General features: G+C 71.3%; 23 protein-coding genes. 12 read left to right on the top strand and 11 right to left on the bottom strand.

What is annotated here, in order from left to right; genetic code table 11:
* Window positions 1–4: 4 nt before the first annotated feature.
* From ACFUPX_RS27530 to ACFUPX_RS27520, 3 genes are read left to right on the top strand one after another with little or no spacing between them, the layout of a single operon-like run.
* Entirely contained in the window at window positions 5–784 is a 780-nt protein-coding gene (locus ACFUPX_RS27530; protein WP_383328135.1) for a CPBP family intramembrane glutamic endopeptidase, read from the top strand.
* Between the two features lie 2 nt (window positions 785–786).
* On the top strand, window positions 787–1,149 hold the full coding sequence (locus tag ACFUPX_RS27525) for a PadR family transcriptional regulator (protein WP_383328132.1): 363 nt from the start codon (window positions 787–789) through the stop codon (window positions 1,147–1,149).
* A complete protein-coding gene (locus ACFUPX_RS27520; protein WP_383328129.1) occupies window positions 1,146–1,880 on the top strand; it encodes a DUF6223 family protein in 735 nt (244 codons plus the stop codon). The genes ACFUPX_RS27525 and ACFUPX_RS27520 overlap by 4 nt, the downstream gene beginning before the upstream one ends.
* A 71-nt stretch (window positions 1,881–1,951) precedes the next feature.
* On the opposite strand, the gene ACFUPX_RS27515 is transcribed toward ACFUPX_RS27520, so the two are convergent.
* The 5 genes from ACFUPX_RS27515 to ACFUPX_RS27495 all read right to left on the bottom strand — a co-directional run bounded on the left by ACFUPX_RS27515 (window position 1,952) and on the right by ACFUPX_RS27495 (window position 6,793).
* Entirely contained in the window at window positions 1,952–3,400 is a 1,449-nt protein-coding gene (locus tag ACFUPX_RS27515) for a peptidoglycan D,D-transpeptidase FtsI family protein (RefSeq protein WP_383328126.1), read from the bottom strand.
* 94 nt (window positions 3,401–3,494) lie between these two features.
* The gene (locus tag ACFUPX_RS27510) at window positions 3,495–4,163 is read right to left on the bottom strand and encodes a response regulator (protein WP_383328123.1); all 669 of its coding nucleotides are present in this window, start codon (window positions 4,161–4,163) and stop codon (window positions 3,495–3,497) included.
* A 28-nt stretch (window positions 4,164–4,191) separates the two neighbouring features.
* The gene (locus ACFUPX_RS27505) at window positions 4,192–5,493 is read right to left on the bottom strand and encodes a sensor histidine kinase (protein ID WP_383328232.1); all 1,302 of its coding nucleotides are present in this window, start codon (window positions 5,491–5,493) and stop codon (window positions 4,192–4,194) included.
* 37 nt (window positions 5,494–5,530) lie between these two features.
* The gene (locus tag ACFUPX_RS27500; RefSeq protein WP_383328229.1) at window positions 5,531–6,004 is read right to left on the bottom strand and encodes a GNAT family N-acetyltransferase; all 474 of its coding nucleotides are present in this window, start codon (window positions 6,002–6,004) and stop codon (window positions 5,531–5,533) included.
* Window positions 6,005–6,022: 18 nt separating this feature from the next.
* Window positions 6,023–6,793 (bottom strand): IclR family transcriptional regulator, encoded by a 771-nt coding sequence (locus ACFUPX_RS27495; protein ID WP_383328120.1) that lies wholly within the window; start codon window positions 6,791–6,793, stop codon window positions 6,023–6,025.
* 148 nt (window positions 6,794–6,941) lie between these two features.
* Here ACFUPX_RS27495 and ACFUPX_RS27490 point away from each other — a divergent pair, with 148 nt between their 5' ends.
* Together ACFUPX_RS27490 and ACFUPX_RS27485 are read left to right on the top strand one after the other, a co-directional pair.
* Window positions 6,942–8,471 carry an aldehyde dehydrogenase (NADP(+)) gene (locus tag ACFUPX_RS27490; RefSeq protein ID WP_383328117.1) on the top strand — a complete coding sequence of 510 codons (1,530 nt, stop codon included), beginning with the start codon at window positions 6,942–6,944 and terminating at the stop codon, window positions 8,469–8,471.
* Between the two features lie 5 nt (window positions 8,472–8,476).
* Window positions 8,477–9,085 carry a DUF1349 domain-containing protein gene (locus ACFUPX_RS27485; protein WP_383328114.1) on the top strand — a complete coding sequence of 203 codons (609 nt, stop codon included), beginning with the start codon at window positions 8,477–8,479 and terminating at the stop codon, window positions 9,083–9,085.
* Between the two features lie 106 nt (window positions 9,086–9,191).
* Here the strand turns inward: ACFUPX_RS27485 and ACFUPX_RS27480 are convergent, their stop codons facing one another.
* Window positions 9,192–10,586, bottom strand: a complete 1,395-nt coding sequence (locus ACFUPX_RS27480) for an MFS transporter (protein WP_383328111.1) — start codon at window positions 10,584–10,586, stop codon at window positions 9,192–9,194.
* Window positions 10,587–10,657: 71 nt separating this feature from the next.
* Between ACFUPX_RS27480 and ACFUPX_RS27475 the strand changes: the two genes are divergently transcribed.
* From ACFUPX_RS27475 to ACFUPX_RS27450, 6 genes are all read left to right on the top strand, one after another.
* Window positions 10,658–11,689 carry a GlxA family transcriptional regulator gene (locus ACFUPX_RS27475; RefSeq protein WP_383328108.1) on the top strand — a complete coding sequence of 344 codons (1,032 nt, stop codon included), beginning with the start codon at window positions 10,658–10,660 and terminating at the stop codon, window positions 11,687–11,689.
* Window positions 11,690–11,784: 95 nt separating this feature from the next.
* Window positions 11,785–12,264, top strand: a complete 480-nt coding sequence (locus tag ACFUPX_RS27470; RefSeq protein WP_383328105.1) for a GNAT family N-acetyltransferase — start codon at window positions 11,785–11,787, stop codon at window positions 12,262–12,264.
* A 77-nt stretch (window positions 12,265–12,341) separates the two neighbouring features.
* Window positions 12,342–13,061, top strand: a complete 720-nt coding sequence (locus ACFUPX_RS27465; protein WP_383328102.1) for a DsbA family oxidoreductase — start codon at window positions 12,342–12,344, stop codon at window positions 13,059–13,061.
* Window positions 13,062–13,131: 70 nt separating this feature from the next.
* Entirely contained in the window at window positions 13,132–14,178 is a 1,047-nt protein-coding gene (locus tag ACFUPX_RS27460; protein WP_383328100.1) for an aminotransferase class V-fold PLP-dependent enzyme, read from the top strand.
* A gap of 69 nt (window positions 14,179–14,247) precedes the next feature.
* A complete protein-coding gene (locus ACFUPX_RS27455; protein ID WP_383328097.1) occupies window positions 14,248–14,862 on the top strand; it encodes a sigma-70 family RNA polymerase sigma factor in 615 nt (204 codons plus the stop codon).
* Window positions 14,862–15,872 carry a maleylpyruvate isomerase family mycothiol-dependent enzyme gene (locus ACFUPX_RS27450; protein WP_383328095.1) on the top strand — a complete coding sequence of 337 codons (1,011 nt, stop codon included), beginning with the start codon at window positions 14,862–14,864 and terminating at the stop codon, window positions 15,870–15,872. The genes ACFUPX_RS27455 and ACFUPX_RS27450 overlap by 1 nt, the downstream gene beginning before the upstream one ends.
* Before the next feature lie 493 nt (window positions 15,873–16,365).
* Here ACFUPX_RS27450 and ACFUPX_RS27445 read toward each other — a convergent pair whose 3' ends face one another.
* On the bottom strand, window positions 16,366–16,845 hold the full coding sequence (locus ACFUPX_RS27445) for a MarR family winged helix-turn-helix transcriptional regulator (RefSeq protein WP_383328092.1): 480 nt from the start codon (window positions 16,843–16,845) through the stop codon (window positions 16,366–16,368).
* 144 nt (window positions 16,846–16,989) lie between these two features.
* On the opposite strand from ACFUPX_RS27445, the gene ACFUPX_RS27440 reads away from it, so the two are divergent.
* Window positions 16,990–18,057, top strand: a complete 1,068-nt coding sequence (locus ACFUPX_RS27440; protein ID WP_383328089.1) for an alkene reductase — start codon at window positions 16,990–16,992, stop codon at window positions 18,055–18,057.
* A gap of 83 nt (window positions 18,058–18,140) precedes the next feature.
* On the opposite strand, the gene thpD is transcribed toward ACFUPX_RS27440, so the two are convergent.
* From thpD to ectA, 4 genes are all read right to left on the bottom strand, one after another.
* Complete coding sequence (gene thpD, locus ACFUPX_RS27435; protein WP_383328086.1) at window positions 18,141–19,040, bottom strand: ectoine hydroxylase; 900 nt, start codon at window positions 19,038–19,040, stop codon at window positions 18,141–18,143.
* A gap of 159 nt (window positions 19,041–19,199) precedes the next feature.
* The gene (locus ACFUPX_RS27430) at window positions 19,200–19,604 is read right to left on the bottom strand and encodes an ectoine synthase (RefSeq protein WP_371529901.1); all 405 of its coding nucleotides are present in this window, start codon (window positions 19,602–19,604) and stop codon (window positions 19,200–19,202) included.
* 53 nt (window positions 19,605–19,657) lie between these two features.
* Window positions 19,658–20,929 carry a diaminobutyrate--2-oxoglutarate transaminase gene (ectB, locus tag ACFUPX_RS27425; protein WP_383328082.1) on the bottom strand — a complete coding sequence of 424 codons (1,272 nt, stop codon included), beginning with the start codon at window positions 20,927–20,929 and terminating at the stop codon, window positions 19,658–19,660.
* A 74-nt stretch (window positions 20,930–21,003) separates the two neighbouring features.
* On the bottom strand, window positions 21,004–21,597 hold the full coding sequence (ectA, locus tag ACFUPX_RS27420; RefSeq protein ID WP_383328079.1) for a diaminobutyrate acetyltransferase: 594 nt from the start codon (window positions 21,595–21,597) through the stop codon (window positions 21,004–21,006).
* Window positions 21,598–21,715 lie beyond the last annotated feature (118 nt).

The raw sequence follows: 21,715 nt of genomic DNA, 5'->3' as shown, positions 1-21,715 counted from the left end.
CACCATGACCATCTCGTCCGGCCTCGCACCTGACTTCGCGCCCGACTTCTCGGCCGCGTCCATGGCCGTCGCCGCCGTGCTCGGCGCGTATCTGCTGCTCGGTGAGCCCTTGCTCGGCCGCCGCCTGTACGGCTCGCTCGCCCGCCGCCGCGACACCGAACCACGCGCCCTCGTCGGCTACTTCACCTTCGTGCTCGCCTTCTGGTGGGTCCTCGCCGCGCTCGCCGGAGTGGTACTGCTGCTCTCACCGGCCATGTCCGCCGCCGACCTCGGCATCGCGGCCCCCGAATCACCGGTGTCCGCGGCCGTCGTCATCGTCGCTGTCGTGGCGGTCTCGGTGGTGTCCGGACGGAAGATGCGCGCCCTCGCCGAAGGCGGCAGGAACGTGCCGGGGCTCGCCTCCATCCAGGCGATGCTGCCGCGCACCCCGCAGGAGCGCCGCCTCGCGATCGCCGTCGCCGTGACCGACGGAATCTGCGCCGAACTGGTCTACCGCGGCCTCCTGATCGCCTTCGGCGTCGGCGTGCTCGGCCTCAACCTCTATGCCGCGGCGGCCCTTTCGGTCCTCGTCTACGCCCTCGCGGGCCTCTACCAGGGCCGCAGCGGCGCCATCGCCTTCGCCCTCGTCGGCGTGCTGTTCGCCGGGCTCTATGTGTCGACCGGAAGCCTGCTGCTGCCCGTCGCCATCCATGTCGCCCTCTCCATAAGGGACTTGACGCTTCCCGTGCCGGCGCCGATCGGCTCCGTGACCCCCACCTACGAACCGACCCCGAAGGGCAGCTGACCATGACCCCACCCGCCTCCGGGGGCGCGAAGACCGACCGCCGGGCCAGCTGGTTCAAGGGCGTACTCGATCTGCTCGTGCTCGCCGGCCTCACCGACGGCGAGAGCTACGGCTACGAGATCGCCAAGCTGCTCGGCGCCGCGGGCTTCGGCCAGATCAAGGGCGGCACGCTCTACCCCGTGCTCAACCGCCTGGAGGAGGCGGGCCTGGTCGCCGCGGAGTTCCGGGCCACCGAGAAGGGTCCTGGCCGGCGCTACTACTCCCTGACGGACGCCGGGCGCGCCACCCTCGGCGAGCAGGGCGGGCTGTGGCTCGCCTTCGACGGATCGGTACGTGAGGTCCTCGCGAAGGCGGGTGTGCGATGAGCTACTTCGACGACCTCGCCGTGCGGCTGGGGGAGCAGGGGGTGCCGTCCGCCCGCGTGGAGGCGACCCTCGCCGATCTGGCGGCGCACCTGGAGGAGTCGGGCGGCGCGGACCCGGAGGCGGAGTTCGGCCCCGTCGGGGAGTTCGCCCGTGAGCTGGTGCCCGCGGGGGGCCGAGGGGACCAGGGGGACCAAGGCCCCGGGGAGCCCGGCGCGCACGTCGAGACGTGGCGGTGGACCGCCGACACGTACGTCGACGAGGAGCTCCTGAACCGCTTCGGCGCCGAGGGGTGGGAGGTCGAGCGGGTCGACGCCATCGGGCGCTTCGTCAGCCACCGGGACCTCGAACGGCCGCAGCGCTGGGAGTACCGGCGTGAGCTGGTCACGCGGGGGCGCGAGGGCATCGACGAGCAGCTGGCTCCCGACGGCTGGGAGGCCTGCGGGAACTGGATCGTCTACGCGTGGTTCAAGCGGCCCCTGGCCGCGAGCCTCGGGCCCGAGGCGGAGATCGCGGCGCCGCCGCGGATGCCGGAGCGGTGGCGGTTCTTCAGCCGGCGGTTCTATGCGCTGGCGGCCGTCATGGCGGTGGTCGTCGTCCTGGCGGGTGTGGTCGTCGCCGTCGACGACGGGGACACCGGCAGCGGCTTCGGCTTCGTCGGAGGTCTCCTGGCGGGCGCGCTGATTCCGCTCGCCGCCCTCTGGGGCTGGCAGGTGTGGAGGTCGCGCCGTTGACCTCCGCGGGGTGCCCGTCATACCCGACCGGCACCCCGCGGCTACAGCTCGTGCTGCCCACCCCTCGGCGGCTATGACTTCAGAGCCGCCGACATCATCGCCTTGGCGATCGGCGCCGCCAGGCCGTTGCCGCTGACCTCGGACCTCGCCGCGCTCGACGATTCGACGATGACCGCCACCGCGACCTCCTTGCCGTCGCTGCCCTTGGCGTACGAGGTGAACCACGCGTACGGCGTCTTGCTGTTGTTCTCGCCGTGCTGGGCCGTGCCCGTCTTGCCGCCCACGTCCGCGCCGCTGATCCGCGCGTTCGTGCCGGTGCCCTTCTCGACGACCGTCTCCATCGCCGACTGCAGCTGACTCGCCGTGTCCTGGCTCATCACCCGCTCGGAATCCGCGTCGTCGAAGGACTGCAGGACGTCGCCGCCCGAATCGGTGATCTGGGACACCATGTGCGGCGACACCAGCTCGCCCCCGTTGGCGATCGCCCCGGTGACCATCGACATCTGCAGCGGCGTCGCCGTCACGTCGAACTGGCCGATGCCGGTGAGCGCCGTCTGGGCCTTGTCCATGTCCGAGGGGTACACGCTCTCGGACGCGCGCACCGGCACGTCCAGCTTGTCCGTGTTGAAGCCCATCTTCTCGGCCATCGACTTGACCTTGTCCTGGCCCAGGTCGACGGCCATCTTCCCGAAGACGTTGTTGCACGAGTACTGAAGGGCCGTACGGATCGTCGCGTCCTCGCAGGGCGCGGAGGCGCTCTCGTTCTTCAGCGGGGTGGTCGTGCCGGGCAGCATGTACGGGTTCGGGCTGTGGGTCTTGCTGTCCGCCGAGCCGTAGAGCCCGTCCTCCAGGGCCGCCGCCGCGACGACCAGCTTGAACGTCGAACCGGGCGGCAGCGGCTGCCGCAGCGCGCGGTTGACCAGCGGCTTCTCCTTGTCCTTCAGGAGCGCCGACCACTCCTTGGAGTCCGTGGAACCGCTGATGTCCGAGGGGTCGTACGAGGGAGTCGACACCATCCCCAGGATCTTGCCCGACTTCGGGTCGACGGCGACCGCCGCGCCCTTCTTGTCGCCGAGCGACTTGTACGCGGCCTTCTGCACCGCCGGGTCGATCGTCGTGACCACGTCACCCGGGTCGGAGCGCTTGTTGGTGACCGTGTCCAGCGGGTTCTTCAGCCGGTTGTCGGTGCCGTCGAGAACGTCCTTGTAGATGCCCTCGACCTGCGTCGCTCCGTACACCTGCGAGCTGTAGCCCGTGACGGCCGAGTACAGATCGCCGTCCTTGTAGGTGCGCTTGTACGCGAGGTCGCCGCCCTTCGTCCGCTCGGAGCCGGTGACCGCGTCACCGCCCACGATGATGTTGCCCAGCGGGTTCGCGTACTGCTCGATCACGTTGCGCCGGTTCAGCTTGTCGTCCGCGAGAGCCTTCGAGTCGTAGAACTGCACCCACGTCGCCCGCACCAGGAGGGCGACCACGAGCAGCAGCGTGAAGACCGAGGCCTGCCTGATCGTCTTGTTCATCCCTGGAAAGGACGAGCGGCCCGGATGTATTCGTTCCGTTCTGCCGGGTTTCTTAGAGATTCCTCATACTGTGGGACCGCCGGTGATGCCGGGCTCACGCGGGGTTCATGAAGCCCGCCTCGTACGCCGCGATCACCGCCTGCGTACGGTCCCGCGCCCCCGTCTTGGCGAGCACCGAGGCCACGTGCGTCTTCACCGTCGCCGGTCCCACACCCATCCGCCCCGCGATCTCCGCGTTGGTCAGGCCCGCCGCCATCAACTTCAGCACCTCGCTCTCGCGCCCCGTCAGCCTGCCCACCCAGGCCGGGGCCGCGGGCTTCGCGCGCGCGTGCTCGGCGGCCAGGGCGCGCACCGCCGCAGGGAAGAGCAGCGAGTCGCTGCGCGCGACGAGCCGCACCGCCTGGACGAGCGAGTCCGCGTCGGCCCGCTTGAGCAGGAACCCAGAGGCCCCGGCGCGCAGCGCCTCGTACACGTAGGAGTCGTTCTCGAAGGTCGTCACGACCACGATGCGCGGCGGGTCGGCGTGCGTCCGCAGGATCTGCTCGGTGGCTTGGATGCCGTCGATCTCCGGCATGCGTACGTCCATGAGCACCACGTCGGGCGTCAGCTCGCGCACGACGGACACCGCCTCCGCGCCGCTCGCCGCCTCGCCGACGACCTCCAGGTCGGGCTCGGCGGAGAGGATCGCGCGCAGGGCGGTGCGCACCATGCGTTCGTCGTCGGCGAGGACGATGCGGATGGGGGCGGCGGCTGTCTCGGTCATGGGGGCAGGGATTCCTTCGGGTCGGTGGTCATGCGGGTGCGGGGCCCTTCGGGTCCGTGGCCGTGGCGGGCCCCTTCAGGGGGAGGCGTACGTGCACGCGCCACACCCCGTCGGCGGGACCTGCCCGCACGGCGCCGCCCAGGAGCCTGGCCCGGTCGGTGATGCCGCGCAGGCCGTGGCCGCCGCCGGGGCGGGACGCGGGGGCGGTGCGGGGCAGCGGGTTCTCCGCGAGGATCTCCAGGTCGGTGCCGTCCAGGGCGATGCGCAGGGTCACCGGGGCGCCGGGGCCCGCGTGCCGCAGGGCGTTGCTCAGGCCCTCCTGGACGATGCGATAGGCCTCGCGGGACACCATCGGGGGCAGGGCGTCCGGGCCCTCGGGGCCGAGCTCGACCGTGGCCCGCACACGAAGGCCGCCCGCGCGGGTGCGCTTGAGAAGGCCGTCCAGGTCGGCGGAGAGGGTGGGGGCCGGGGCGGTCGGACTCGCCCGTCCGTCGCCGCCCTCCCTCAACACGCCGAGAACCGCGTCGAGTTCGCCCACCGTGCGCCGGGTCGTCTCCTCGATGGCGGCCAGCGCCTCGCGGACGAACTCCGGGTCGCGGTCGAGGACCCTGCGGGCGGCGCTCGCCTGGAGCGTGACGGCGCTCAGGGCGTGGCCCACCGAGTCGTGCAGCTCCCGGGCGAGCCGGTTGCGTACGGCGAGGTCGGCGGCGCGCTGCTCGGCCGCCGCGAGCCGGTCGGCGGGCGAGGGCCCCAGGAGCGCGGGCGCCCAGCGCGCGAGCAGGCCCCCGGCCGCCGCGGCGCACGCCGCGAGCGCGGTGAGGGAGAGGACCCCGATGACCGGGCAGAGCGCCAGCATCCAGCCCTCGTCCAGGACCGCGGGCGCCCCGGCCCGGCTGTCCCGCAGCGCGGGGGCGAACGGCAGGGCGACGAGCACCGCCGCGAAGGGCGGCAGCGCGAGGGACATTCCGCTGATGATCCCGCCGAACCCGAGGTGCAGCGTGAACCACGCGACGGTGCGCCCGCGCGCCTGCCGGGACCGTGCGGGCCCGTCGGCGAACACGTCGCCCGGCACGTCGCACAGCGCGCGCACGGCGGCCACCGACATGGGCCGCGTGAGCGGGAAGAGCGCGGTGATCGCCGCGAGCGGCAACCCCACGGTGAACGCGCCGAGTTGGGCGGTGATCGAGCCGAACACGTTGTCGTCGCCGAGCAGCGGCCCGACGATGACGGAGCCCACGAAGACGTACGGCATGGCGAGCGCGCCACCGAGGATCAGATGGATCCACCGGCGCCGCGCCCGCCGCCCGAACAGGGCCGTCAGGACGGTCATGACTGCCGCGGAAGCTTGCACGCGGGGCTCCGCGACCTCATCCCTCCAGCACGAGAACGTCCTCGGCGATCTCCGCCCCGCGCGCATGCGCGAACCCGCTCTCCCGCGCAGTCACCCGGAACCCGCACTTCTCCAGCACCCGCAGGGACCCCACGTTGTCCGCAGCCGCCCGTGCGTGCAGCGGGCGCTCCCGCACCTCCGCGAGGAGCGCCCGCAGGGCAGCCGTGGCCAGCCCGCGGCCCCAGTAGTAGCGGTCGATCCAGTACGTCACTTCCCGCTCGCCCGGCTCCCCGTACACCGCCGCGCTCCCCACCACGTCCCCGTCGGCGAGGACCGTGCGCACGTCGACCGTGGCCGACTCCCGAAGCCCCTTCCAGTGGGCTTCGAAGAGCGTCCAGTCCGCCGTCTTGGGCGAGGTGAACGCGGCGACGCGGTTCGACTCGGGGTCGTTCATCTGCCGGTAGAAGACCGGGAGATCACTGTCGTGGACCGGGCGCAGCACGACGTCCATGCTCATGTTCACCATGGTTCAGAGCCTACGAGTCGCCAGCGTCAGCCGGTCCCGCGCGTCGAACAGCGCGTCCTTCACCATCTGCTCGTGCGCGGGTGTCAGCCGCGCCACCGGCACGGAGCAGCTGATCGCGTCACGCGCGGGCGTGCGGTACGGGATCGCGACGCCGAAGCAGCGCAGGCCCAGCGTGTTCTCCTCGCGGTCCACGGCGAAGCCCTGCTCGCGGACCGTGCGCAGCTCCTCGATCAGCTTCTCGCGGTCGGTGATCGTGTGCTCGGTCAGCGCGGGCAGCGTCTCCGGGAGCATCTTGCGGACCTGCTCGTCGGTGTGGGTGGCGAGCAGCGCCTTGCCCAGGGACGTGGAGTGCGCGGGGAGGCGGCGGCCGACCCGGGTGAAGGGGCGCAGGTAGTGCTGCGACTGCCGCGTGGCGAGGTACACGACGTTCGTGCCGTCGAGCCGCGCGAGGTGGATCGTCTCCGTGGTGTCGTCCGAGAGGCGGTCGAGCGTGGGCCGCGCCGCCGCCACGACCTCGTCGCCGTCGATGTACGAGGTGCCGACCAGCAGGGCCCGTACCCCGATCCCGTACCGCGTGCCCGTCGCGTCCGTCTCCACCCAGCCAAGATCCACCAGCGTACGAAGGAGCATGTAGAGGCTGGACTTGGGGTAACCGACGGCTTCCTGGACGGAGGCCAGAGAGTGCATTCCGGGGCGGCCCGCGAAGTATTCGAGCAACTCCACCGTCCGCACCGCGGACTTGACCTGTGCCCCGCCAGTCTCGCCAGCCGACATCGCCCTTGACCCCTTAGTTCGACGAGAAATAGTCTCCGAAGTCTCCGCTATTCATCATCGGAGACAGCGTTCAGCATATCGAACAGCCCAGGTGGGTGGCAGCACATCTGTAAGCACATCTGTGGCATCACCTCTTGAGGAGCCCGCGGTGGCAGCAGCACCAGTCTGGAGTGTCGACCCCCGAACCGGGAAGCAGCGCGAACAGGTCGCGGTAGAAGCCACGGTCCAGGAGGTGGACCAAGCGGTACGCGCCGCCCTGTCCGCCCAGGCCGCCCTCGCCGACCGCACCGTACGCGCGGCCTTCCTGCGCTCCGCGGCCGAACTGCTCGACGGGGCGAAAGAACACCTGGTGGAGGCCGCGGACGCGGAGACCGCGCTCGGCCCCGTCCGGCTCACCGGTGAACTGGCCCGCACCTGCTACCAATTGCGGGCCTTCGCGGACGTCGTCGACGAGGGCGGCTTCCTCGGCGTCGTCATCGACCACCCCGACAGCAGCGCCACGCCGCCCATCCCGGACCTGCGGCGCTACAAGATCCCGCTGGGCGTCGTGGCCGTCTACTCCGCGTCCAACTTCCCCTTCGCCTTCTCCGTCCCCGGCGGCGACACCGCGAGCGCGCTCGCCGCGGGCTGCCCCGTGGTCGTCAAGGCGCACCCGGACCACCCGGCCACCTCCGAGCTGGTGGCGGCGACGCTGCGGCGGGCCGCGGCCCTGCACGGCGTCCCCGAAGGCGTCGTCGGCCTCGTGCACGGCTTCGACGCGGGCGTGGAACTGGTCAGGCACCCGCTCGTCTCCGGCGCGGGCTTCACCGGCTCGATCCGCGGTGGCCGCGCCCTCTTCGACGCGGCGGCGGCCCGTCCCGTACCGATCCCCTTCCACGGCGAGCTCGGCTCCCTCAACCCGGTCGTCGTGACCGAGGCCGCGGCGGCCGAGCGCGCGGAGGAGATCGGCGCGGGCCTCGCGGGCTCGATGACGCTCGGCGTCGGCCAGTTCTGCGTCAAGCCGGGCCTGGTCTTCGCGCCGGCGGGCGCGGGCGGCGACCGGTTCGTGAAGTCCCTCACGGAAGCGGTCAGCGACACCGAGGCCGGGGTGCTCCTCGACCACCGGATGCGGGACAACTTCGTGGCGGGCGTGCGCGAGCGCGGCGAACTGCCGGACGTGGACGCGCCGGTGACGCCCGGCGCGGGCGGCGAGCACACGGTGAGCGCGGGCTTCCTGACGGTCCTCGCGGCGACCCTCGCCCAGGAGGGCGAGCACGACCTGCTCCTTGAAGAGTGCTTCGGTCCGGTGACGGTCGTCGCGCGCTATGAGAACGAGGCGGAGATCACCTCCGTGCTCACCCGGCTCCCCGGCAACCTCACGGCCACGGTGCAGCTGTCGGCCGAGGAGGCCGCGGGCGAGGGCGGCGGCGCCGCGCTGCTCGCCGAGCTCACGCCGCTGGCCGGACGCGTGCTGGTCAACGGGTGGCCGACCGGGGTCGCGGTGGCGCCCGCGCAGCACCACGGCGGTCCGTACCCCGCGACGACGTCCACCTCCACCTCCGTGGGCGGTACGGCGATCGAGCGCTGGCTGCGTCCTGTCGCCTACCAGAACACGCCTGCCGCGCTGCTCCCGCCCGAGCTGCGGGACGACAATCCGCTGGGGCTGCCGCGTCGCTACGAAGGGCGCCTGGAACACTGACGCCCATGGACGTCACTATCCCCGAACTGCCCTTCGACCTGCGCACGTACGGCCCCGACGGCAACTGGTCGTACGAGGACGGCGCGCTCACCGGCTGGGCGGGCTCCCGGCAGGACCGCTTCGTGCCGCCGACGGGCGAGGCGCTGGACCCCGCGTCGGACGCGCCGCGTCTCCTCGGCGCGCCCGAAGGCGACTTCCAGCTGATCGCGCGGGTGACGGTCGGTTTCGCGGCGGCGTTCGACGCGGGCGTGCTGTACCTGCACGTGGGCGACCGGGAGTGGGCGAAGCTCTGCCTGGAGCGGTCGCCGGACGAGGCGACGGTCTGCACGGTCGTCACCCGCGGCCGCTCCGACGACTCGAACGCCTTCGTGGTGGACGGCAGCAGCGTCTGGCTCCGGATAAGCCGCACGGGCTCGGCCTTCGCCTTCCACGCCTCCCAGGACGGGAAGCACTGGACGTTCGTCCGGATCTTCTCCCTGGGCGAGGAGGAGACGGCGGGCGCGGCACTGGTGGGCTTCATGGCGCAGTCCCCGGTGGGGGAGGGGTGCGTGGTGACGTACGAGGACATCGAGTTCCGCCCGAACTGGCCCCGGGGCCTGAGGGACGGTTCTTAGTCACCGGCGGGGCTGACCTTCAGGCCGTCCGGCTTTCAGGCCGTCCGGCGTTCGAGGACGAACTCGGCGGAGCCGGGTTCTCGGGAAGGGGCGGGGGCGGGGAGAGTCACCGCCCCCGCCGCAGCCCCAGCGTCGCCACCCCCGAAGCCGCAAGCAGCCCCGCCGAGATCAGCAGACTCACCCGCATCCCGGAGACGAAGTCCCCGGCCACCAGCCCCCCGAAGGCCGCGATCCCCAGTCCCCCGGCCACCTGCCGGGCCGAGTTGAGGACTCCAGCGGCAAGACCCGCCCGGTCGGCAGGCACCGCTTCCATCATCGCCGCGGTGAGCGGCGGAATCGTCAGCGCGCACCCCAGAGCCAGCGGCACCATCAGGAACGCGAGGCCGAGCGCGGGCGTAGAGGCGTCCGTGAACAGCAGGGCCAGCAGTCCCAGTACGGCCAGCGACTGCCCCGCCAGCATCGGCGTCCGCGGCCCCACCCGCGCCGCCAGCTTCCCCGCGAAGACGTTCGTCACCGCGATGAGCCCCGTCATCGGCAGGAACATCAGCCCGGCCCACAGCGCCGAACGCCCCTGCACCTCCTGGAAGAAGAGGCTGAAGACGAAGACGAGACCGTAGAAGGCGACACTGCACGCGGCCCCGGCCGCCACCGTGATCGCCACCGTCCGGTCGCGGAAGAGGCCCGGCGGCACCACCGGATGCGCCTGCCGCGCCTCCGTCCGCCAGAACGCCACACCCGCCGCCACCGCCACCACCAGGGCGAGCAGACCCGTCGTACCGCCCTCGATGACGGCGAAGGTCACGGCCGTCAGCGTCAGGACCGCGAGCACCTGCCCCGGTACGTCGAGCGGCGCGGGCCGCCGCTGCGAGCGCGGAGCCCGCAGCAGCAGGACCAGAGCCACCGCGCCCAGCGGGACGTTGATGAAGAAGATGCCGCTCCAGTCCCACGCGGTGGTCAGCGCGCCGCCCGCGACCGGGCCGAGCGCCACCGCCACCGATCCGCCCGCCGCCCACATCGCCACGGCGCGCGCCCGCTTGGCCGCGTCCGCGTAGGCCTGGCGCACGAGGGAGAGCGAGGCGGGCAGGACCACCGCTGCCGCCATGCCCTGCACCACCCGCGCCCCGATCAGCACGGGCAGGGACGGCGCGAGGCCGCACGCCACCGAGGCGGCCGTGAACACCGTGATGCCGACGGCGTACGCCCGGGTCGCGCCGATCCGGTCGGAGAGCGCGCCGGTGGAGAGCATCAGGGCGGCGAAGGCGAGGGTGTAGGCGTCGACGACCCACTGGAGCCCGGACATGCCGCCGCCCAGGGAGTCGCCGATCGCGGGCAGCGCCACGTTCACCACGGAGGCGTCGAGCGTGATCAGGGCGAAGCCGAGCATGGCGGCGGTGAGCGTGAGGCCGGGGGAGGCGCGGCGCCCGCCGGGTGCCGGAGCGGGAGCAGGCCGGGTCAAGTGCCCTGCCGCGCGGGAGTCTTCGAGGAGGTCGTTCGTTGCCATGTCCATGAGTCTGCTGACGGCGGCGCGGTTACAGTAGTGGCCTGAATGCCATACCTCCGGAGGTTCTGGCCATGCCCCGCCCGAAGCCCGCCCGTCGGCCCGACCAGCCCCAGCGCCCCCACCGGGTCGCCGTCATCGCGCCCTCACCCGTGTCGATGTTCAATCTCGCGATCCCCGAGATGCTCTTCGGGAAGGTCGAGGTGGCGGGCGGACCCGGCTACGAGGTGGTCGTCTGCACCCCGCAGCCCGGCCCCGTCGCCACCACCGGCGGGCTCAGCCTCCACGTGGAGCACGGGCTCGACGCCCTGCGCGAGGCCGACACCCTCCTGGTCGCGGGCACCGGACACCGCTACGAACCCGACCCGCGGACCGTCGCCGCCGTCCGGGAGGCCGCCGACGCGGGCCGGCGCATCGCCTCCATCTGCAGCGGCGCCTTCGTGCTCGCCGAGGCGGGACTGCTCGACGGACGCAGCGCGACCACGTACTGGGAGCTCGCCGACGAGCTGCGCAGCCGCTATCCGGCGCTCGACCTCAAGGGAGACGTCCTCTACGTGGAGGACGGGCAGGTCATGACGTCCTCCGGATACGCCGCCGGGATCGACCTGTGCCTGCACATCATCCGCACCGACTACGGAGCGGCCGTCGCCAACGAAGTGGCCAGAGCCGCCCTCGTCGCCCCCGTACGCCCCGGCGGCCAGACCCAGTTCACCCAGACCCCGCTCCCGCCCGAGCGCGGCAACGCCTGCGCCGACACCCGGGGCTGGGCCATGCGCCACCTCGACGAGCCGCTCACGCTCACCGACCTCGCCCGGCAGGCGGGCGTCAGCGTGCGCACCCTCACCCGGCGCTTCCACGCCGAGAGCGGGGTGAGCCCGCTGCAGTGGCTGCTCCACCAGCGCATCGAGCGGGCCAAGGAGCTCCTGGAGACGACGTCGCTCGCCATGGACCAGGTGGCGCAGGCCTGCGGCCTCGGCACCGCCGACTCGCTCCGCGGCCACCTGGTGCGCCGCACCGGGCTCACGCCGAGCGCCTACCGGGCCCAGTTCAGCCGCCTGGGAACTCTCGGAACTCACGGCGCCCGGAACACGTCTATCGCAGCGTGATCCACTCAGCCCGCCCCGAGACGACGCCCCCCGAGCCGCCGCTCCCCGAAACGACGCAGCCCGAAACGATTCTCCCCACGCCGAGGCGGACCGTGATGCCGACCGTCATACGCACCGCCCTCACCGCCGACGCCCCGGCCCTCGCGGCCCTGCACGCCCGCGCCCGCGCCACGTACTACCCCGAGGGGCTGCCGGACAGCGGCGTGGACGCCACGGCGACGTGGCGGGGCGCCGTCGAGCGCCGCAACGGGCACGTGCTGTGCGCGGTCCGCGCGGGCCGGATCGTGGGCGTCGCGTCCTTCCGTACGCCCGAGGGCGAGGCGGCGGACACCGTGGCGCTCTTCCAGTTCCACGTGGACCCCGAGCACTGGCGCGCGGGAGTGGGCACGGCCCTGCACGCCGCCTGTGTGGAGGAGTGGCGGGCCGACGGCATCAGGGCGGCCACCCTGGACGTCCACCGGGAGAACCACCGCGCCCAGGCCTTCTACGCCCGCCACGGCTGGCGGCCCGCGGAGCCGGGCGAGGGCGCGGGCACGCACCTGCGGATGCGGCTGACCGTGCCGGCCGGGGAATGAGCGGGCCGGGTCGTACGTTCTCCGACTGACCGGAGGGATCCTCCGCACTACCGTCCGACCTGAAGAGAGCTAGTCACATGCGCGTCGAGATCTGGAGCGACATCGCCTGCCCCTGGTGCTACGTGGGCAAGGCCCGCTTCGAGAAGGCACTCGCCGCCTTCCCGCACCGCGACGACGTCGAGGTGGTGCACCGCTCCTTCGAGCTCGACCCCTCGCGCGCCAAGGGCGACAGCGGGCTCGTGATCCCGATGCTCGCCAAGAAGTACGGCATGAGCGAGGAGCAGGCCCAGGAGGCCGAGCGCAACCTCGGCGTGAACGCCTCGTCCGAAGGCCTCGACTACCTCACCGAGGGCCGCGACCACGGCAGCACCTTCGACATGCACCGCCTCCTGCACTTCGCCAAGGAGCAGGGCAGGCAGGACGAGCTGATCGGGCTCCTCTACCGCGCCAACTTCGCCGAGGAGCGCTCCGTCTTCGACGACGACGAGCGGCTCGTGGAGCTGGCGGCGGCGGCCGGTCTCGACGCGGACGACGCCCGCGCGGTCCTCGCCGACTCCTCCCGTTACGCCGACGACGTCCGCACCGACGAGCGCGAGGCCGCCGAGCTCGGCGCGAACGGCGTGCCGTTCTTCGTCCTCGACCGCAAGTTCGGCGTCTCCGGCGCCCAGCCCGCCGACGTCTTCGCGCAGGCCCTGGAGCAGGCGTGGGGCAGCCGCTCGCCCCTCACCACCCTCGCGGACGGCGACGCCTGCGGTCCTGACGGCTGCGCGGTCCCGCAGTCCGCCGGCGACGCGTAAGCACCGCTGACCGGTCACTTCCACACATCGGCGATGGACGTGGGTGCGAAGGGGCGCGAGAGTTGATCCCATGGGGATCATCAACGGCGCCGAGTTCGCGCCCACGTCGACGTATCTGAACACGGCGAGCTGCGGCCTGCTGCCCGCCCGAGCCGTCGAGGCCATCCAGGGCCTCGCGGCCGAGAACGGCGCGGGCAGACGCGGCGGCGCGGGCGACTTCGGGATCGTGCAGGCCGCCCGCGAGTCCTTCGCACGGCTCGTGGGCGTGGCGCACGCGCGCGTGGCCCACGGCGGATCGGTCGCCGTCCACGCCGGACTGATCGCCGCGGCCCAGCGGCCCGGCTCCGAAGTCCTCTTCCCCGAGGGGGACTTCAGCTCGATCATCAACCCCTTCGTGGTGCGCGGCGACCTCAAGATCCGCTACGCACCCCTCGAGGACCTCGCCGAAGCGGTCCGCCCCACCACGTCCCTCGTCGTGTACTCCGCCGTCCAGTCGGCCGACGGGCGACTCGCCGACGACACGGCGGTACGCGAGGCCGCCGCCGCCCACGGAGCCCGCACCCTCAACGACGCCACGCATGCCGCGGGCTGGCAGCCCTTCGACGCGGGTCTGTACGACTACACCGTCACCGGCGCCTTCAAGTGGCTGCTCTGCCCGCGCGGCACGTCGTTCCTGACCGTGCGCGAGGAGGCGCAGGAGACCCTGGTCCCGCTGCACGGCGGCTGGCTGGCGTCGGCGGACGGCTGGAACTCCACATACGGCCCGCTCTCGGAACTGGCCCCCGACGCCCGCCGCTTCGACGAACCCCCCGCCTTCCTCTCCTACCACGGCGCGGCGGTGTCCCTTGCGTACCTGGAGGAGACCGGCATCGAAGCGGTCCACGCCCACGACACGGCGCTGGCGGCCCGCTACCGCGCGGGGCTCGCATCGCTCGGCCACGAGCCGGTGCCGGGCGCGTCCCCCATCGTCTCCGTGCCCGGACTCGCCGACAGGGAGCCCGGGTTGAGCCGGGCGGGGATCATCGCCTCCGCACGGGCGGGGCACCTGCGAGCCTCGTTCCATCTGTACAACACGGAGGCGGACGTGGACCGGATCCTCGACGTGCTCTCCGGCTGAACCCTGGCGCGTCGGGCGGCGGGGCGCTAGGAAGGCAGGACGGGGTGGCCTCACGAGGCGGTGGTGTCAGTGGCTCAGCAGTCCTGTCAGGACACCGACCTGCACCAACGCCTGGTGTACGGCGATGAGACGGCTCTCGCCGAGGTCTACGACACGTACGGCGCCCTGGTCCACCGCGTCGCGGGACGCGTCACCCGTAGCCCCGCCGCCGCGGAGGATGTGGCCCAGGAGGTCTTCGCCCATCTCTGGTCCAGGCCCTACGCGTTCGACGCGCGGCGGGGCAGCCTGCGGACCTGGCTCTGCATGCTGGCGCATCGGCGGGCGGTGGACTGGGTACGCGGGGAGGAGCGCCACCGCAAGGCGGCCCATGCCGACGACACGACGCTGCACACGATCCCCACCCCGGATCCGCCCCCGGAAGACGTGGTCATGGCACGAGAACGATCCCTGCTCCTGCACTCGGCGCTGGCCAGACTCCCGCTCCCACAGCGCCAGGTGGTGCACCTGGCGTACTTCGCGGGCTGCACGTACCGCCAGGCGGCGGTGGAACTGGGCATCCCCGAAGGCACGGCGAAAACCCGATTACGGGCGGCCCTGCGCAGGCTGGCAGAGGCCCTGGCGGACCCACCCGACTCATCCGACCCACCGGCACTTGCCGACGCTCCAGGCGAAAGAGGCGCGTGATGACCACGGATCACGAAGCCGTACGTGAGCTTCTAGGGGCCTGGGCCGTCGGCGCGCTCATGCCGGGCGACGAGCTGACGGTCGATCCGCATCTGGCCGACTGCGACCGGTGCGCGGTGGAGGCGGGGCGCCTGCGGGCGACGGTGCGGCACCTGGACGGTCCGCCCTTCACGGACGCCGGACCCGCCCCCGCCGACCGGGGCCTCGCCCTGGCCCTGCGCACCCGCCCCGCGGCTTCCCGCACGGCTCCGCACGCCGCTCCGTACGCCGCTGCCGTGGCCGGACTCCAGGCGCTCCTGGGGGAGTTGGACGGGTCCTGGAGCACTCCGGTCGTGCACGACTGGGACGTCCACGACACGGTCGCGCATCTGCTGGCGGCGGACCAGCCGCTGGCGGTGCGCCTCGGCCTGCGGGAGCCTTCGGTGTGCGACGGCGTGGACGGTACGCCGTGGCGCGAGGCATGGGCGACGCGTACGGAGGAGGTCCTGGCCCGTGAGCGGGGCCGCAGCCCGGCGGAGACGGTCGCGTCCTGGCGGGCCCAGGCGACCGCGCTCCTCGCTTCCCCGGAGGCGCACGACCCCGAACTGGCGGGACGGACCACGAAGTTGATGGGCGCGAGGCTTCCGGTCACGGACCACTTCCTGGTGCGGGCCTTCGAGGCGTGGGTGCACACGGACGACATCGGCAGGGCCTTGGACCTGCCGGTCCCCGCACCCCGCACTCCTCACCTGTGGCAACTGGTGCGGCTGGCCGTACGGATCCTGGAACTGGCCCTGGGCTCAAAGGCGCCGGACGTCGCGCTGACGGTTGCGGGGGAGGGGGGCGAGGTGACGTGGATCCTGGGCGAAGGGGCGGCCCCGGTGAGCGCGGAGCTCGTCCTGGACCCCGTGGACTTCTGCCTCCTGATGGGCGGCAGGGTGGACCCCGCAACGGTCCCTCGGGGAGTCTCCGGCGACAATTCAGCCGCGGCCCACATCCTGACCCGAGCCTCATCCTTGGCCTGGCTCTAACTCCCACCCGCACCCAACACCACGAACAAACATTTCCCGCCCACCCACCCGATTACCCCGCAGCGCCAGGGGATTGGAACGAGAGGGGTGGGCGGGCGGGCAACCACCGGGGGTGGGCGGGGGCGTACACATAGGCGGGACGAGCTCCCTAGCGATGGCGGGGCGGCCCGCAACGCGCCTGTAAAGCGAGCTCCCTGGCCGTGGGAGGCGGGTCCCCAACGCGCCTGCGGGATGAGCTCTCTAGCCTTGGGAGGCGGTCCCCAACGCATCTGCAGGGCGAGTCTCTAGCCGTTGGAGACCGGCCCCAACGCACCCGCGGTCGGCATCGCACCCGAGGGGACGTGCCGGTATTTCCGCCCGGAGCACGGTTCCTTTCACTCCCCAGCCGAAGCACCAAAGCGGCCACCGGACGATGGCGAGGACGGACATACCGGCGCGGCCCCGCCCCCAGGACGAAGCAGCCCCGCAGCCCGCAGCAGCCCCCAGCTTGCGGCTAGCGCTCCACGCCCTCCCCGCACAAATTCGCCTCAACCCGCCCCAGCAACCGCACCAGCTCCGCCCGATCCCCCTCACCAAGCCCCGCCAACGTCTGCTCCTCCAGCTCCCCCCAAGCCAGCTCCACCTCCGTCAGCAACCCGCAACTCGCGTCAGTCGCCTCCACGAGGACCGCGCGCCGATCCTCCGGATCCGGGCGCCGCAGCACGTGTCCGGCCTGCTCAAGGCGCTGCAGCATCACCGTGACCGTCGACGGATCCAGGCCGACCGCCTTGATGATCTCCGACTGGCGCGCGGGCCCCGCCTCCCACAGGTACATCATCACGAACTCCTGGCCGGGGTAGAGCCCGACCTTCTTCAGCACCTTGCCCGCCGCGTTCCGGTGCAGCCGGGCGACCCGGCTCACGGCGTGGCTGACAGGCCCCCGCCGCTTCGCGGTGGGGAGCTCGGTACAGGCGGGTTCGGACGGGGCTTTCATCGGTGCTCCTGAGGGGCGGTAGCGGGTCGCGGTCCAGTCCCACCAGATTAACTTGGCCGACCAAGGAATGAGTTGCGGTGACGCTCGGTTCAGGTAATTGGCCGACCAATTACACCCACGACGCATCCCCAGGAGCCAGCCCCGATGACCACCGCCTTCGACCCCCTGGACCTCTCCGGCACACCCCTCAGCAACCGCATAGCCATGTCCCCCATGACCCGAAGCCGCGCAGGCACCGGCGCCACCGTCACGGACCTCACCGCCGAGTACTACGCCCAGCGCGCCTCCGCGGGCCTGATCATCACGGAGGGCATCCAGCCCTCGGTCGTAGGCCAGGGCTATCCGGACACCCCGGGCCTGCACTCCGAGGAGCAGATCGCTTCCTGGCGCAAGGTCACGTCCGCCGTCCACGCCGCCGGCGGCCGCATCTTCGCCCAGATCATGCACGCGGGCCGCATCGGCCACCCCTCCCTGCTCCCCGAAGGCCTGGTGAACGTCGCCCCCTCGGCCGTCGCCGCCGAGGGACAGGTGTACACGGCCGAGGGCCCCAAGGACTTCGTCACGCCCCGCGAACTGACCGGCGAAGAGATCCGCGCCACCATCGACGACTTCGCGACCGCGGCCCGCAACGCGATCGACGCGGGCTTCGACGGAGTCGAACTGCACGGCGCCAACGGCTACTTGATCCACCAGTTCCTGGCGCCCGGCTCCAACCGCCGCACCGACGAATGGGGCGGAACCCCGGAGAACCGCATCCGCTTCGCGGTCGAAGCCGTGCGGGCGGTCGCGGCCGAGATCGGCGCCGCCCGTACCGGCCTGCGCCTCTCGCCCGGCAACGCCGTCAACAGCATCTCGGAGCCCGAGGCCGGCCTCGAAGAGACGTACACCTCCCTGGTGAAGGAGCTGAACGCGCTGGACGTGGCGTACCTGCACATCATGGAGGTGGGCGAGATCCGCGACCTGGTGACCACCCTGCGCGGCGCCTTCGGCGGAACCTTCATCCTGAACCCCGCCACCGAGGGCCCCACCGGCCCCGAAGCCCTCGCCCTGGTGGCGGACGGCACCGCGGACGTCGTCGCGTACGGCGCGCTGTTCCTGGCCAACCCCGACCTGCCGGCCCGCCTCAAGGCCGAAGGCCCGTACAACACACCTGAGAGGGCAACGTACTTCGGCGGCACGGAAAAGGGCTACACGGACTACCCGACGCTGTAACCCGAAACGAAAACCACGAAGCGCCCCGCACCAAGCATGGCCCGGCACCCCCAGGTGCCGGGCCAACTCGCGTACGAGACTGCTTACTTCACCGGAGTGAAGTCCCGAGCCCCAATGTAATCCGGCCGCCGGATCGGCGCCGCGAACGGCTCCACCGCCGTGTTCTCCACACTGTTGAACACGATGAAGACGTTGCTGCGCGGGAACGGCGTGATGTTGTCCCCCGAACCGTGCATGGCATTGCAGTCGAACCAGGTCGCGGAGCCTGCCTCGCCGGTGAAGAGCCGGATGCCGTAGTCCGAGGCGAGGCGGGTCAGCGTCCCGTCCGAGGGAATGCCCGCGTCCTGCATCTGCAGGGACCGCTTGTAATTGTCCTTCGGCGTCGCACCTTCACAGCCGAGGAACGTCTTGTGCGACCCCGGCATGATCATGAGGCCGCCGTTGGTGTCGTGATTCTTGGTGAGCGCGATGGAGACCGATACGGTCCGCATGTTCGCGAGGCCGTCCTCGGCGTGCCAGGTCTCGAAGTCCGAGTGCCAGTAGAACCCCGAGGCACCGAAACCGGGCTTCACGTTGATCCGGGACTGATGGACGTACACGTCGGAACCCAGGATCTGCCGGGCCCGACCCACCACGCGCGGATCGGCGGCGAGCTTCGCGAACAGCTCGCTCATTTTGTGCACCTCAAAGATGGTGCGAATCTCCTGGGAGCGCGGCTCCACGATGGAGCGCTCGTCCGCCCGCATCGTCGGGTCGTCGATCAACCGCTCGAGTTCGGCGTGGTAGACGCTCACCTCGTCGGGCGTGATGAGCTGGTCGATCGCCAGGAATCCGTCCCGTTCGAACCCCGCCAGTTCGTCGGCCACGATGGGCCCCGGCGTACCCGGCTCGGACCACACGACGGGGTCCTTGCGCTCGATGAGGACCTCTTCGGCGCCTCGCGTGGGGTACAGATCGGCGGTGCGTTCGGGTGCGGTGGTCATGGTGTTGCCTGCCTCTCCTCTCGTACGGCCCTTTCCGGGATGTACACCTCCGCCGCCCAGAGGAAGAGGGCGGCGGAGGAGATTCATGGGGCGTGTTGCTTCAGCCCTGCGGCGCGGAGCCGGGGCAGAGAATGCCCCGGCTCCGGCACCGCTAGTTTTTCAGGCCGGTTCCGGCTCCGTCAGCAGCGGGTACACGCCATTCTCGTCGTGGTCCTCACGACCGGTGACGGGCGGGTTGAAGACACAGATGCAGTGGAAGTCCTCCTTGATCCGCATCGTGTGCTTCTCGTGCCCGTCGAGCAGGTACATGGTCCCCGGCGTGATCGTGTACTTCTTGCCGGTCGTGTCGTCGGTCAGCTCGGCCTCACCCTTGGTGCACACGACGGCCTCGATGTGGTTGGCGTACCACATCGACGTCTCCGTACCCGCGTACAGGATGGTCTCGTGGACCGAGAAGCCCACCCGCTCCTTGGCGAGGACGATGCGCTTGCTCTCCCAGGTGCCCGACGCGGACTTCACATGCCGGTCGGTGCCTTCAATGTCCTTGAACGAACGGACGATCACGGTGAATCGGTTCCTTTTCTCTTACGGGGGTGACGTCGCGGCGCGGGGGCCGCTCAGGCGGTCTCGCGCACCGCGCGGGCCAGCGTGCGCAGTCCTTCGTCCAGCTCGTCGGCGGTGATCGTCAGCGCCGGAAGGAGCTTGACGACCTCGCTCTCGGGGCCGGACGTCTCGATGAGCAGGCCGAGTTCGAAGGCCCGCTTGGCGATGGCGCCCGCGCGCGACTTGTCGATGAACTCCATGCCCCAGACGAGCCCGCGACCGCGGTACTCCTTGATGGCGCCCGGGTTCTCGTCGACGATCGCCTTGAACGCCTCCTCGACCTGCTCGCCGCGGGCACGGGTCTGCTTCTCCATGGCCGGACCGTCGGACCAGTAGGTCTCCAGGGCGGCGGCGGCCGTGACGAAGGCGGGGTTGTTGCCGCGGAAGGTGCCGTTGTGCTCGCCCGGCTCCCAGATGTCCAGCTCGGGCTTGAACAGGGTCAGCGCCATCGGCATGCCGTAGCCGCTGATGGACTTGGACACCGTCACGATGTCCGGCGTGATGCCCGCCTCCTCGAAGGAGAAGAACGCGCCGGTGCGGCCGCAGCCCATCTGGATGTCGTCGACGATGAGCAGCATGTCCCAGCGCTCGCACACGTCGGCGAGCTTGCGCAGCCACTCGGCGCGGGCGACGTTGATGCCGCCCTCGCCCTGCACCGTCTCGACGATCACGGCGGCGGGCTGGTTCAGGCCGGAACCCTGGTCTTCGAGCAGACGCTCGAACCAGACGAAGTCGGGGGTCGTGCCTTCGAGGTAGCGGTCGAAGGGCATCGGCGTGCCGTGCACCAGCGGGATGCCGGCGCCGGCGCGCTTGAAGGCGTTGCCGGTCACCGCGAGGGAGCCGAGCGACATGCCGTGGAAGGCGTTCGTGAACGACACGATCGACTCGCGGCCCTTGACCTTGCGGGCCAGCTTCAGCGCGGACTCGACCGCGTTGGTGCCCGTCGGGCCCGGGAACATGACCTTGTACGGCAGGTCGCGCGGGCGCAGGATGATGTTCTGGAACGACTCGAGGAACGCGCGCTTGGCGGTCGTCGACATGTCGAGACCGTGCACGATGCTGTCGCGCTCGAGGTAGTCGATCAGGGCGCGTTTGAGGACCGGGTTGTTGTGGCCGTAGTTGAGCGAGCCGGCCCCGGCGAAGAAGTCGAGGTACGAGTGGCCGTCCTCGTCGAACATGCGGCTGCCCTGCGCACGGTCGAAGATGGTGGGCCAACCGCGGCAGTAGCTGCGCACCTCCGACTCCAGGGTCTCGAAGACGCTCAGGTCGGGCTGGGTGATGGTCACAGCAGATCTCCTGGGAGATGGAAAGACTTGGGAGGTGGGGGGTGACGGGTGGTGCATGGGGGGAAGGGCGGAACTCAGCCGACTGGCTCGACCGGCTCGATCTGCGCGGCGTTCCCGGTCTCGTTGATCGGCTCTATGAGGAACAGGACCTCGGGCTCGTGCCCCTCTTCGGGGAAGAGCCCCGCGTCGAAGAGCACCGTGCGTTCGACGGACGCGCTGTGGCGCTGTGCGTACGAGGTGAAGAGCCGCTCGGACGGGGCGTTGTCCGGCGTGATGGTCGTCTCGACCGAGACCAGCTCCCGGTCGGCGGCGACCTTGGCGGTGAGCCCGTCGAGCAGCGCACCGGCGAGGCCACGGCCTCGGTGCGCCTGGTCGACGGCCACCTGCCAGACCACCAGGGTGCGCGGCCGCTCGGGCCGGATGTAGCCGGTGATGAACCCGGCGGGCTCACCGTTCGCGTCCCTGGCCACCACGGAGGTCGCCGCGAAGTCGCGACACCACAGCAGGTAGCTGTACGAGGAGTTGAGGTCCAACACCTTCGAGTCGCGGGCGATCCGCCAGATTGCGGCGCCGTCGGCGACGTCGGGGGTGTCGAGGCGCAACCCCTCGGGCATTTCCAGGGAATTCGCTTGCAGGTCGGTCGGTAGATCGGCTTGTGCAGCGGTCATGCGGATTGAATTTACCGAGCAATTTCTTTAATTGCATCGGCGAGAGGGGTTACGTAAGTACGCCCGATGTGTTATCACGCGGGGGTGCGCGCCCGCAGGAATCCCCTGCGATATGGCC

The sequence above is a fragment of the Streptomyces sp. NPDC057302 genome, from assembly GCF_042667685.1.
Lineage (GTDB): Bacteria > Actinomycetota > Actinomycetes > Streptomycetales > Streptomycetaceae > Streptomyces.
The sequence above is the reverse complement of the archived record's forward strand: the minus strand, read 5'-3'. Positions and strand labels throughout refer to the sequence as shown.